The 13,541-nt window shown below is 63.7% G+C and carries 7 protein-coding genes; 2 read left to right on the top strand and 5 right to left on the bottom strand.

Translation table 11 applies throughout. The features are described from left to right. Nucleotides 1-1,103 precede the first annotated feature (1,103 nt). Nucleotides 1,104-2,663 carry a hypothetical protein gene (locus tag KY495_RS13600; protein WP_219879954.1) on the bottom strand — a complete coding sequence of 520 codons (1,560 nt, stop codon included), beginning with the start codon at nucleotides 2,661-2,663 and terminating at the stop codon, nucleotides 1,104-1,106. Further along, nucleotides 2,660-3,529 carry an ABC transporter ATP-binding protein gene (locus tag KY495_RS13595; RefSeq protein WP_219879953.1) on the bottom strand — a complete coding sequence of 290 codons (870 nt, stop codon included), beginning with the start codon at nucleotides 3,527-3,529 and terminating at the stop codon, nucleotides 2,660-2,662. Before KY495_RS13595 ends, KY495_RS13600 begins: the two co-directional genes overlap by 4 nt. A gap of 295 nt (nucleotides 3,530-3,824) precedes the next feature. Between KY495_RS13595 and KY495_RS13590 the strand changes: the two genes are divergently transcribed. Then, nucleotides 3,825-5,927 (top strand): tetratricopeptide repeat-containing diguanylate cyclase, encoded by a 2,103-nt coding sequence (locus KY495_RS13590; protein ID WP_219879952.1) that lies wholly within the window; start codon nucleotides 3,825-3,827, stop codon nucleotides 5,925-5,927. A gap of 153 nt (nucleotides 5,928-6,080) precedes the next feature. On the opposite strand, the gene KY495_RS13585 is transcribed toward KY495_RS13590, so the two are convergent. Next, on the bottom strand, nucleotides 6,081-6,410 hold the full coding sequence (locus tag KY495_RS13585) for a hypothetical protein (protein WP_219879951.1): 330 nt from the start codon (nucleotides 6,408-6,410) through the stop codon (nucleotides 6,081-6,083). A 164-nt stretch (nucleotides 6,411-6,574) separates the two neighbouring features. On the opposite strand from KY495_RS13585, the gene KY495_RS13580 reads away from it, so the two are divergent. Continuing rightward, nucleotides 6,575-8,782, top strand: a complete 2,208-nt coding sequence (locus KY495_RS13580; protein ID WP_219879950.1) for a molybdopterin-dependent oxidoreductase — start codon at nucleotides 6,575-6,577, stop codon at nucleotides 8,780-8,782. Between the two features lie 4 nt (nucleotides 8,783-8,786). On the opposite strand, the gene KY495_RS13575 is transcribed toward KY495_RS13580, so the two are convergent. Both KY495_RS13575 and KY495_RS13570 read right to left on the bottom strand, forming a co-directional pair. Beyond that, nucleotides 8,787-9,887: a hypothetical protein gene (locus tag KY495_RS13575; protein ID WP_219879949.1), complete on the bottom strand. Its 1,101-nt coding sequence runs from the start codon at nucleotides 9,885-9,887 to the stop codon at nucleotides 8,787-8,789. A 3-nt stretch (nucleotides 9,888-9,890) separates the two neighbouring features. Further along, complete coding sequence (locus KY495_RS13570; protein WP_219879948.1) at nucleotides 9,891-13,538, bottom strand: tubulin-like doman-containing protein; 3,648 nt, start codon at nucleotides 13,536-13,538, stop codon at nucleotides 9,891-9,893. Nucleotides 13,539-13,541: the final 3 nt, after the last annotated feature.

Below are 13,541 nucleotides of genomic sequence, written 5' to 3'. Positions count from 1 at the left end.
GGCCTGGCCCCAAAGCAGACCTAGTTCGAGAGACAACCGCCGCTGTTGTTTAAAGACGGCAGCTAAGTCTTCGTGCTCCACAGCAAGTATGGAAAAATGACGCAGACGAAGACGACGTTACATATGAGGAACCAAACATGGAGCGGCATTACTGAGCTGTAAAACAGCCACGCCAGACCGTACATCATTCCAAACAGAATGTTGAACAGGGCGAAGTTAAACCCGCATACCTTCAGCTTAAAACGCCACTTTGCGTTGCTCATAATCTGTCGTTCGCCTTGCTCTCTTTTGCCATATAGTCGTTCCAGCGACACCGGCTTCTAGCCGAATCTTGGCTGCGCGTGAACGGCTGGTTCTGGCCGATTTCGGCCGTTCAGCAGAGGATACCAGCTTGCGGAGGTGGAACAGCAGTGAGTGTCACGACAGGCAGCTACCGCCCCGAAGCAGATTTCAGCAATCGCTTCTCTTTGCAAGTTCAACTCGTGCGGCGTTGCCGAATGCAGAGCTGCTGGCGCCCCGACGCCGATCTTTCCAGGGCGATCGGAACTAGGACTGCAACTTGAGGAAGTGTCGTACCGCAGGGCGGTGTTCAACGATTAGGTCGTGGCACTTGAATACCCATTCTGCACCACCTGCTTGCTCAAATACCTCATCACGGCGCAGCCGACGTTCGTCAAAAACGTCCGCGTTGACAAACGGCGAGTCCTCCGGGTCCTGAATGCGCGAGATGAGCTCATCATTGGAAACCCACGAGCGAACGTAATCCAGCTTCCCCGTGTCTCAGAGGGAATCCATGATCCCGTCCCCAATAATACCCATAGGTGAGGCTCGCCCGCGGATTTTTTGAGAAGGTGGACCCGGAATACTACTTTTCCTGTTGGCGAATAGTGGAGCAGCCCGGTTTCCCTATGGAAGCGTCCGGCACACCCGCATGGACAATTCCATAGATCAGACTTCATAAGGGAGAACATTTCTTGATTCATCTAGACATTATTCCGGATTATCTTTTGAAACGCGTGATTCGATTCAGCCGTCCTTGGCCCATCGCGAAGGATTCTTCGATAGTGTAGTCCGGTATTCGACGCAATGCACAGCGGACCTGCCTAACCGCGCCGGTTCCACAGGTAACCGCAGCCCACGGCCGCCATCCCCACCAGCGCATACATGGAAGCGCTGGCCGCGGTAGCCACGCCGTTAAAGCCCACCATGTCCAGGACTGCTTCGCCAGTGCTGTTGACGGCCACGAACAATCCGAAAAGGAACAGGCACAGGAACAGCCTGGCAGTCCCGGCCAGACGGCCAAACATGCTGGCCAGGGCCGACAGGCACACGACGCCCGCGATCACCGCGAACGCACGCACCGGCGACTCCATGGCAAAGCGCAGCGCCGCCCCACCAGTAAACAACAGGCCCAGGACGAGGGTGGCGAGGAACTGGCGCATGTAGCGCCGCACCGCCCCGCCCGGCGTGGCGGCAGTCATGCCTGCGATGTCGGCCGCGCCGTCGCGGGTACTGAGGTCGCTGATCAAGATGCCCCAGAATGCCACTGCCGCCGTAAGCGCCCCACCGACACTAGGCAGCGGCAGCAGCATTGTCGCGATGATGCTCGCGCCCATGGCCGCAATGGCCGCTGGCGACCCAGCCAGCGTAAGTGCCACGTCGGCCATCACCTGCCCGGCCATGCCGGGGGTAGTGGCGGCCAGCCTGAACAGCGGCTGCACGGCACGTGCCAGGGGCCGCGCCCACTGGTCCAGCACTTGCAGCGGCGAGCGCCGCACGCTCGCTGCCGACACCTTGATCCGGTCCGGCGAAAAGCGGTGGAACACTAAGAACGATGGCAGCAGCGGCAGCAGGGCCAGCGTGGCCGCCACCGCGCGGTAGCCAACCAGCTGGCCGGACCAGACGACGGCTTTCATGTAGACCGGTGCCAGCGCGGCGTCAAACGGCGCCCCTCCCAGTGCGACATTCGTGGTGGTAAAGGACTGCCGTACCAGCAGCAGGCAGGTGCCGATGCCTGAAAAGTCGAACATGGCCGCTGGCGGCACCGAACCGTCAATCACATTGGTCAGGGAGATGGCCACTGCCAGCTGCGCGCACCAGATGAAAAAATACAGCACGTCGCCGGCCTTGCCCATCAGGGGCGCGTAGCTGTCGAACAGCACGGCGAAGCTGACCGCAAAAATCAGCATGGGCAGCAGGAGCAGAAGGAAGGTCTGCAGGTAGATGATGACTTCAATCGGCCCCACGCCGCGCACCAGGTGCAGGGCCATCATGGTGAGCATGAACACCATCAGCAACAGGCCAAGGTAGGCCAGGCCGCCGGCCCAGCGGCTCAGGAGGAACGTGACCGTGCCCACGGGAGTGGCGCCAATGACGCTGCCGGTGCCACTGCGGACGTCTTCTGCGATACGGCCGCGCACCAGATAGAAGCCGCCAAGGCCAAACATGATGCAGGCCAGCGACGCCGCGCCGATGGCAATCACGGAACTGGTGTAGTGGACACGCGCTTCGGCCACCACCAGCACGGCCGAACCGGTGGAGGGATCGGCCATCATGAGCCAGCTGATGATGGCCACGGCCAGTAGCGCCACCAGGGTGGAGGTGCGGCGCAGGCGCAGGCGCACTTCGTTAGCCGCCAGGGCCTTGAACAGGACCGGGTTCACGCTGCCAGCTCCTGCACCGCGTAACGCTGCGCCATCAGTGCTTCTTCCAGGCTCGGCTCGACCGCCTGGGCACCGGGCCATGGCGACTGGGCATGGGCAATACGCAGCGCAACCTGCTGTCCCTGGCGCTGGGCGCCCAGCACGTGGACGCTGGTGCGCAGCTGGTCGTAGGTGGCACTGTCGACATTGGCCGCCCACACTTTGCCGCGCGCCTGGTCGAGAATGCGTTCCGGCGTGTCGCACGCAATGAGCCTGCCCGACTTGATGATGGCAAGTTCGCTGGCAATGCTCTCCACATCGGACACGATATGGGTGGACATGATCACCAGCTTGTCCTCGCCCAGCTCACCGAGCAGGTTGCGAAAGCGCAGACGCTCTTCCGGGTCCAGGCCCGCCGTCGGCTCGTCGACAATCAGGATATCCGGGTCGTTCAGGAGCGCCTGGGCGATGCCGAGACGGCGCCGCATGCCGCCAGAGAACGATGCCGCCGGCCTGTCAGCCTTGTCGTGCAGGTTGACCAGCTCGAGCAAATGGCGAATGCGGGCAGGGTCGCGCACTCCTTTCAGGGCCGCGAAGTACTGCATGAATTCAAGCGCCGATAGGTTGGGATAGACGCCGAAATCCTGTGGCAAAAATCCGAGGCGGCGGCGGATGTCGTCGGGCTTCTTGACGATGTCGACGCCATTGAACAGGATACGGCCGGACGTTGGCCGGGTGAGCGTGGCGATCATTTGCATCAGCGTGGTCTTGCCGGCGCCGTTATGCCCGATCAGCCCGATCACCCCGCGCCCGAACGACAGCGAAATATCATCGACCGCCGGGGCGTTCTTGCCAAACTGTTTGACTACCTTGTGGAGCTCAAGCATGGCTGTGTCCTGTTGTTGATTGCGATGCATGCAATATAAGACAACTGAGGATCACGCAATACGGTTGAGCGATGGAGTGACAGATTCGTGGCATAGAATACAAAAATTAACCTCGCATTAACATTCTTGGTTTTTCCTTATCAATTCGGTATTGGAATGTGGCTTTGCTGCCAGTTAAATGTGCAAATATCCGAAAAAGTTGGGCCGTGTTTGAGATTTCCATTGCGCAACAAGAATATAATTACGGCTGGAATCCCTACCCGGGAGCATTTTTTTTTAACAGCCAAGGATGATGATGCCGGCAGGCCCTCTGGACATTTTGCACGCTCGCAAGGGCCGCGTCATCGTCGCGGCGCTGTGCCTGGCGTCGTCGCTTGCCTGGGGCCAGGCTGCAGCTCCTGCCAGTCCGGTTGCCGCGCGCCTGACGGAAATCCGGGAGAGCGAGCGCTTCCTGCCGGACAAGGCGCTGGTATCGCTGCTGGCCATTGAAAAGGAAGCGCGCGCCGCCGACCGCAAGACGGCTGCCAGTTTTCTGGAGATGCTCAGCTGGGCCTATCGCGTCAGTGGCGACAATCAAAAGGCCATGGTCCTGGCAGACGAGTTGCTGGCCATGGGCCATCGGCTGCAGGACAATGTCCTGATCGCGCAAGGCTTGCTGACCAAGGCCTACTGCGTTTTCATCAACAATGAACTGGCGGCCTCGCACAAGCTGGCCTGGGAAGCGGAGCGTATCGCCAACCTGACCGACGACATGCAACTGCGCGTCCTCGCCACGATCACGTCGGGCGAATCGTATGCGGAGGAAGGCAACTTCCCGGCGGCGCTCAATAAGATCCAGACCGCCGTGCGCATGGCACGCGCCGAGGGCAAGCCGGCCATGCTGGCCACCACGCTCGACGTGCTGGCCAATCTGTATGCCCAGATGAAGGAATTCGACAAGGGTTTCGAGGCACTCGACGAGGCGGTGGCAATCACCCAGACACTCAATTCGCCGGGCCGCATGTCGGTCCTGAAGTCCACCGAGTACGCGCTGGCCATCCAGACCAACCAGCCGCAGCGCGGCTTGCGCGCCCTGCTGGAAGGCCTCGAATACGAAAAAAAGATCGGCGCGGACAGCATGATGGCGACATCGTATGTCAACCTCGCCGACAGCTACCTCAAACAGCATGACTACCCGCGCGCCCTGGCCTATTCCAACGAAGCGCTGGCCGTTGCCCTGCGCCTGAAGGACGACGCCACCGAGGCGACGGCGCGCATCAATATCGGCCAGGCCATGCTCGGCATGGGCAAGCTCGCCGAAGGCAAGCGTCATTTCGAGGCCGGCCTGGCCTGGTATGAAAAATCCGGTGACAAGCCGGAACTGCAGGAAGTATTGATCGAATACGGCGACGTGCTCGAACGCGCCGGCGACATGGCCGGCGCAGTCAAGGCCTATCACCGCGAGCGCGCGATTTCAAACGAGCTGTTTGAAAAGCGGCGCCAGAAGGCGACGCTGGAACTGCAGGAAAAGTACGAAGCAGAAAAGAAGCAGCGCCAGATCGAGCTTCTCTCGCGCGAGAACCAGCTCAAGACGACCGAAATCGATAACCGCCGGCTGCAGCAGCGCGTATGGTGGCTGCTCGCCATCGTCATGGCGCTGACCGCGTCCATCGTCGGCATTTTGTACCGCAAGGTGCGTCATGCAAATGCCCAGCTCAAGGTCAAGAACCTGGAACTGAAGCAGCAAAGCTCGCGCGACCCGCTCACAGCGCTGTACAACCGCCGCCACTTCCAGGAGTTCATGCGCACCCACAACCAGGTGGAAAAGCGCGGCGCCGGTACCTCGGGCGAAGAAATCGTGGGCGCCCTGTTCCTGCTGGACGTGGACCACTTCAAGCATGTCAACGACACCTACGGCCACGCCGCCGGTGATGCCGTGCTGCGCATGATTGCCGATAACCTGCGCGAGATCCTGCGCGAGACTGACATGATCGTGCGCTGGGGCGGCGAAGAATTCCTGGCCTTCCTGCCGGCCATCCCCCGCAGTGGCGTGGACGAAATCGCGCGCCGCCTGCTGACGGGGATTTCCTCGACCGTCATCGAATACCAGAACATCAAGATTTCGGTCGATGTCTCGATCGGCTTTGCGCCTTTCCCGCTGGTGCCTGGCACGACCGCCCTGTCATGGGAACGTGCAGTCAACCTGGTCGACATGGCGCTGTATTTGGCCAAGGCCCACGGCCGCAACCGCGCTTACGGCGTGCGCGGCTTTTCCAATTTCGAGCAGACCTCGATGGAAGCCATCGAGCAGGACCTGGAACGCGCCTGGCGCGCCGGTTTCGTGGACCTGTCGATCGTGCTCGGTGGCCCCTGGGCAGAACAGTCAACACCGCGCGCGGTCAACGACCAGCGCCGCTAGCACCCCCGCACACGGGCAGGGTCGTGACACGCAGCCGCGCCGCGCTGCACTCATTTTTGCTCGTTTTTTTCCCTCATCGGCGCGCCGCCTGATCCAGACCAGGCTCATGGCCCGGCCCTGGCTGCAGGCACCTGCTGGATAGGCCGGAAAATCTCAGCGCGCCGCTTCCTGAATCCGCTCGCCCGCTTGCTCCACCTTTTCGCCAACCTTTTCGGTTGTCTTGCGCGCCCCCTCGCTGGCGTCTTCGGTCGCTTCCTGCATGCGCTCCTCGGCGCGCCTGGCGCCATCGGTCACCTGCTGGCCGGCCTGGCGCGCCTTGTCCAGGCTTTCGTGCAGCTCTTCGGCAACCTGTTCTCCCGCATTATCGATGGCCGCGCCAGCTTTTTGCGCGGGGCCTACCTGTTCGTCGCTGCGGGTGCAGCCGGTGCTGCCGGCCATGGCGGCTACGAGCACGGCCAGCGGGATGATGGATTGAATTTTCATGATGTTCTCCGACGGTTGAAGTATTTCCTGTCACGCATGGGACACCCCGGCCGGCGCCCGGGTGTTGCCCCTAAGCATACACCTCCCCTACATTTTCAGGTTGACAGTTCGTGCTGCGATCCTGACAATAGAACGACCGTTCGATTTTTTGGAGAGTGCCTGCCATGACCGCTACCGCGCACCGGATCTGCCCTTTTTGCGAAGCCTGCTGCGGCCTCGCGCTGGAACTTGAAGACCAGCAGATCGTGCGCATCCGCGGCGACGATGACGATGTATTTTCCAAGGGCTTCCTGTGCCCCAAGGCCATTGGACTGAAAGACCTGCACGAGGATCCGGACCGCCTGCGCACCCCGCTCATCAAGCGCGACGGCGTCTTCGTCGAAGCAAGCTGGGAAGAAGCTTACGCAGAAATCGAGCGCCGCCTGCCGCCCATCATTGGCGCCGGTGGCCCGAACGCGGTCGGCACGGTGCTCGGTAATCCGGTGGCCCACAAAATGGGACTGTCGCTGTATTTCCCGCGCCTGGCGCGCGCTCTCGGGACCCGCAACATGTTTTCTGCGTCCAGCGTGGACCAGATACCGAAGATGCTGTCGGTGGGGCTGATGTTTGGCGCCTGGCTGTCGGTGCCGGTGCCGGACATTGAGCGCAGCGACTTCTTGCTCGTCATCGGCGCCAACCCCATGGTCTCCAACGGCAGCCTGTGGACCATTCCGGACTACCGGGGCAAGGCCAAGGCCATGCGCGCGCGCGGCGGGCGCATCGTCACTGTCGATCCGCGCCATACCGAAACGGCGCAGGCGGCCGACGCCCACCATTTCATCCGGCCCGGAGCCGACGTGTTCTTCTTGCTTGGCATGGCGCACACGCTGTTCGACGAAGGCCTGGTGCGGCCCGGCCGGCTGGCAGAGCACCTCGCTGGCCTGGACCAGGCGCGCGCCGCTGTGGCGGGCTTTGCGCCGGAACTGGTCGCACAGCGCTGCGGCATCGACGCTGGCGTCATCCGGGAGCTGGCACGCGAGCTGGCGGCAAGCGCGCGCGGATGCGTGTATGGCCGCATCGGCACCTGTACCCAGGAGTATGGAACCCTGTGTTCCTGGCTGATCGACATGCTCAACGTGCTGACCGGGAAACTGGACGCGGAAGGTGGCGCCATGTTCCCGAAAGCGCCCGCCTTCCAGGCCAATACGCGCGGCGCGCCCGGGGCCGGACGTGGCGTGACCAGTGGCCGCTACCGCTCACGCGTGTCGAACGTGCCCGAGATATCGGGCGAAATTCCCCTCACCTGCCTGGCCGAGGAAATCGACACGCCAGGCCCCGGCCAGATCCGCGCCCTGATTGCCATTGCCTGCAACCCGGTGCTGTCCGCGCCCAACGGAGAGCGCCTGGCCGCCGCGCTCGACCAGCTGGACTTCATGGTCAGCATGGATATCTACCTCAACGAAACGTCACGCCACGCCGATGTGATCCTGCCCGGCCTGTCACCGCTGCAGGAAGGGCATTACGACATCAGCTTCACCCAGTTTTCGCATCACAATCACGCCCGTTACAGCGCGCCGGTGCTGCCGCGCCCTCCCGGCCATCCGGAGGAATGGGAAAGCATGATGCGCATCGTCGCCATCGCCAAGGGACTGGGGGCGCAAGCCGATGTCGCGGCACTGGACGGCCAGGCGCTGGAACAGGAACTGCGGCGCGCCGCGGGCGACAGTGCACCCGCCATCGTCGAGCAGCTGGCTGGGCTGTCCGGGGCTGAACGCCTGCTGGAGCTGGGCTTGCGCAGCGGCCCCTATGGCGACCAGTTCGGCGCTCGCCCCGGCGGACTCACGCTGGCGGCACTGAAGGCGGCGCCATCGGGCATTGACCTTGGGCCCATGGGCCAGCGCATTCCTGAAGCGCTGCGCACGACGTCGGGCAAAATCGAGCTGGCTCCGGCCATGCTCATCGACGACCTGGCGCGGGTGCGCGCCGACCTGCAGGCGCCGGCGCCCGATCTGGTCATCATTGGGCGGCGCCAGCTGCGCTCCAACAACAGCTGGATGCACAACCTGCCGGTGCTGGCCAAGGGCGCCTACCGCTGCACGGCCCTGGTGCACCCGGCTGACGCTGCGCGCCTGCAGCTGGCCGATGGCGGCGCGGCCCGCATCAGCAAGGGTGAGCGCAGCATCGAAGTCCAGGTAGAGGTGAGCGGCGACATGATGCAGGGCGTGGTCAGCCTGCCGCACGGCTGGGGCCACAACCTGCCTGGTACGCAGATGCACGTGGCGGCGCAGCGGCCGGGCGTCAACCTCAACGCCCTGCTCGACGAAAACCTGCGCGACCCGCTGTCGGGCAACGCCGTGCTGTCCGGCGTGCCCGTGACGATGTGCGCGCTCTAGCCGCTCAGCGGCAGCGGTCTTCCAGCCACTGGCGGCCCGCTGACAGGCAGCGCTCCTTGTCGCGCTGCATGCGGTCGGCATGGACCTTGAAGGCTGCACATTCGCGGTTGCCTTCATCGACCATGGTGATGCAGATCTCCAGCTTTTCCGAAGCGCTGATGTAGTCGCCGGCGCGCAGGGCACGGTCGGCTTCATCGATCAGGTTGCGCACCGATTGCGCGATCGCCGCCGCATTGCGCGCCGGGCGCGGCGGCGGCAGCTCTTCCCCCACCGGCACCGGCAGCGCGATCGGCGCCGCATCTGCCCTCTGCTGGCTGATGCGTGCCTTGAGCTTGCGGGTGTCTTCATCTTCGCGGTATTTCTCGATGAATTTGCTCAGGCGCGCCTGTGCCTTGGCAAACTCCCCGGAGCCGAGCAGGTTTTCAACCGCCTCGCGCGCCTCGCCCCACGCTTTTTCACGCGCCTTTTTCTTGTTGCAACCGGGGACTGCCGCGTTGATGGCCGACTGCAGTCGCTCCAGCTGTTCCGGTGTGGCCTTGGTCATGCGCAGGGCGATCAGTTCGGACTGGGCGTCATTGAAACGGCATTCCTTGCTGGCCGCGATGGCGCTTTCAATGCGGTTCTCGATCTTCTTGCCGTCCGGCTTGGCGTACAGCCAGATCAGCAGCAGCGCAGCCAGGGCCATGAGCCAGTAGCGCAGGCGCACCGGTTCGCGCCGCGGCGGCGTCGCCGGCACCGGCCCGCGCGCGCCCGGCGGCACGGGCGGCGGCGGGGGCGGTGGCGGGGGCGCAGCCCGCACCACGGGCTCCGGAGCGGCCTTCGCAGCCGGCGCCGGAGCGGGCGGAACCCATGCCGGCGTCACGGGCGCAGCAGGTTCGCCGGCAGATGGTGCGGGAGGTGGCGCAGGTGGCGCAGGTGGCGCCGGCGGGACGTATGGCATCGCCGCCTGGTACTCGGCCTGCGCCGGCCGCGCCACATGGGCGGGATTGACCACGCCATCATGCTGGCCCGTGCCGCACCATGGGCAGAAATTGACCCTGCGCGGCATTTGCCGCGCACAGGCCGCGTGGATACAACGGAAAACAACTTGGTCTTGCAGGTTCATGCCTTAGTCCGGATCGGGTATGTCGTCATCGGGGTCGGGGATGGCATTGTCGAACAGCCCCGCCAGTTCCGGCTGGTCACCAGCCAGCTTCCATTTATCTGCCTTCGGGTTCCATTGCATGTTCCACACCTTGGTCTCCGGCCCCACTTCGCCGCGCGCCACGCGCACGGCCAGTTCCTCGACCATGTAGGGTCCTTGCTGGGCTCCATGGAGGAATACCTTGAAGCGCGTTGATGGCGCTACGCCCGCTACCGGCGCCATGTAGGCAACGGAGGACGCGGCGGCCGCCTGCGACTGCACACGCTGCTGCAGCACCTGGGCCGCCTCCTCGTCGCTGGCCAGGTAGTCGGCGCGGATCACGCGCTTGTCGATGGCGCGTTCGACTTCCCATGCATAGGCATCGCTGGCCGAATTGGGGACCAGGTCGGACCACTGCGCCAGACTTGCCGTGGCCAGGTCGACGGCGCGCGTGGTGAGCTCGGGCTGCATCGACTGTGCGCGGCGCAGCCAGGCATCATACAATCGCCTGGCCGTGATGTTGGGCAGCGATGGCGATGGCAGCTGGGCGCCGGTTTCGTCCATTTCCAGTTTGGGTTCGTACACACGCTGCTGGTAGTGACGCATCAGCGCGGCCAGCAGCGTGAGCTGGTGCGGACCCATGTTCGCCAGGCGCTGCTGGACCGCGCCGATCACCTGTTCGCGGTAGTACGGCGGCAGGCCATTGGAGCGGATCGCAAACTCGTTACCAATCTGCAGCCACTCGCCCGATCCCGGCTCCACTTCAAACAGGTACTGGCCGCGTGGCTGGAACGACGCTTCGCGGTCGGCCAGATCGGCCTTGCGCTTGATGACACCCAGTGCCACCGCCTGCAGGAACCATTCGTAGTCGTCGGCCAGACGGTTCAGTTCATCCATCGACGGTGAGATCGGATGACGGAAGCGCGTCGCATCAAAATGCAGGTGGGTCGGGATCTTGGGGTTCTCGATCTGGTACGAGGTACGCCAGGTCGGCAGGCCGCGCAGCACCGTCATGGGAAAGCCCGACAGCTCGATGTAGCAAACGGCCTTGCCGCTGATGCCGGTGTTGACGATGGAAACCAGATCGCCATGGAAGGAGCCGGTGGGCACTGCCGCCTTGATCTCGTCTTCCAGCTTGCGCCAGGCGTTGACGTCGCCCACGCCGATAAAGCACTTGAACTGGTCGGCCTTGGGGGTGAACTCGGCCGAAAAACGGGCGTTCACCCACGGCATGGCGCTCTTGATCCACTCATTGAAGATGCGCTGGCGCTCCTGCGGCGACATGGCGCCCAGTCGTACCAGCAGCGGGTCGGCCGGCTCCTCGTCCAGCTGCAGTGCCGAGAGCTGGGTCTGGGCGCGCCGGAACAGTTTGAGCAGCAGCGTGGCGCGCAGGCGGTCGTCACCCAGCTGCGGGAACAGGCGCGAGGAGCCGCCAAACTCGAGCAGCACTTCTTCGCTCCAGGCGCTGATGTCGCCGGTCAGGCGCACCGGCGCCGGCAGCTCGTCGCCGGCCAGCTTGATGTAGGTGGCGTGTTCATGGCGCGCATCGGCGCGCAGCTGCGCAATGCGCTGGTCCACCGCGCCCAGCATGGCCTGCACGCAGCGCCGGCCCTCCTGGAATTCACCGGCGATGCCGCTCCACTCGGCCTGGCCGGCGTCGTCCAGGGACTGCGGATCGCCCAGCCAGGCCGACATGCCGCGCATGACTTCAATCGACTGGCCTGCGGCCACTGCCAGCAGGTGAAAGCGCAGATAGTCGGCAATATCGCGCTTCAAGTGGGTCATGATTTCGCGCGCCTGCGCATCTTTTCCGAACAGGCGGCCGGCTGCCTGCGACAGGTTGCCGAGCGACTCTTCCACCTGGCGCGTGCGCAGCGCGTCGCGGATATCGCGATAGCGCTTGCCGTTGCGTTCGGCGTTGCCCAGGTCGCGCTGCAGCAATCTCGCCTTGATCTGTTCCAGCAGCGACAGCACGAACTCGAGGCCGCCCTGCTTGCGGTCGTCGAGCAGCGCGTACAGCTGCTCGCGCGCCCTGCCCTTCAGGCGGGCCAGCAGTTCGGCCGTGTGACGCTTGATGCGGTCTTCGCTCGTTTCCGCCGTGGCGCCGGCTTCGCGGATGGCGTCGCGCTCCAGGTGCGGCAGCAGCTCGGCCACTTTTTCGCGCCACACGCCAATGTCGTAGGAGCCCATGATGCGGTCCATCTCCAGCTGCACCTTGCTCTCGACCCGTTCCAGCAGAGAGCGTCCGTCCTTGTCCATCAGGAGCTGGTCAGTCAGCGAGTACTCCTGGAACGGCGTCACGTCCACCGTCCCCTTGCGAAAGTCCGGGAATTCGTCAAACGGATGCTCGCTCATGGCCATTTGTTCGCGCATGAAGATGTCGCGTTCCTGATCGCCGGCGCGGCGCGCTGCGGTGCCGTCGCTGCCCACCAGGCCAAAGAAAGCCTTGACCATGAGCGCCGCCAGCTCATAGGCGCGGATATCGTCGCGCAGACTTTGCTGGGTATCCAGAATGGCCTGGCCAAAGGCCGAATACACCTTGGAGTACGACAGGCGCATGTCGCCGAAGCGCTGCTCCGGGACGCGCGGATTGAATGGTCCCAGCTTGTGCTGCTGCTGGTTGACCGCGATCGAGCGCTTGCGGTTGGCAAAATCGGCCGAGGCGAAGTCTTCGAACAGCGTGTCGGCCACCATCTGGTAGACATCCTTGATGTCCTGCGTGGCCTTGTTGGCCAGGTTGGCGGTGTCGACAAAATACACGTCGTCGAACGGCGCGCCCTTGCCGACCAGGCTGTCCGGATCGGCCCAGCGCACCTGCGCATTCATGTCGCGCATGGTCGTTTCCAGCTCCATGAGCGTGGCGTAGGCATTCGCTTCGGTGCGCTCCTTGTTGGCCTTGGCGTAACCGGCCGGCAGCAGCATGACCAGGTCGACCTGGTTGTCCGACACTTCCTGGCGCGCGATGGCCTTGGAGATCCAGCCCAGGTCAATGGCAGTGCCGGCGCCGGTGCCGCCGGCGCAGGAAGCGATGACGACGATGCGGAACTTGGAGGTATCAACCTGCAAGCCAAGGCGCTGGTAGTTTTCCTTGCGTTCGTTGCCGGCGTTGCTGCTCAAAAAATTGAGGGCGCCCTTGATCCGGCTGCGCAGCTTGGGGTATTTGTCGAACAGGTACAGGCGCGCGACGGCGCGGATCTGGCCCGCGCCCTTGGATGGGTCGATGCCGAGCGAGCGCAGTTTTTTTGGCCGCAGCGGCATCCAGTTTTCAATCAGGGGAAAGCGCGACAGGCTGTCGTCGGACTCATGATACTGCGGCAGGTCGATCGGCTCGACGAGGCGCTCGTCGTCGGTCAGCTTGACCAGCTCATACCAGGGATCGGTGCGCTGCGACTTGCCTTCGTCGATGATGGCATTGTTATCGAGGTCAAAGTGCAAAAAGCGCGCCACCGGGAACTGGCCGATGGACTCGACCCGCGTCGGATTATGCCGGTTCCATACTTCCGACAAGATGCGGCGGCGGATGCGCAGCATGACTTCCATGCCGGTGCCGCCCGCGCCGATGAACAGCGTGGGACGCAGGTCGACTTTGAGTTCGGCCTTCTTGCCGGTGCCTGGATTGGGAAACTCTGCCATGTT

The organism is Massilia sp. PAMC28688, from assembly GCF_019443445.1.
GTDB lineage: Bacteria > Pseudomonadota > Gammaproteobacteria > Burkholderiales > Burkholderiaceae_D > Telluria_A.
This window is presented reverse-complemented; position numbering and strand designations above follow the sequence as displayed.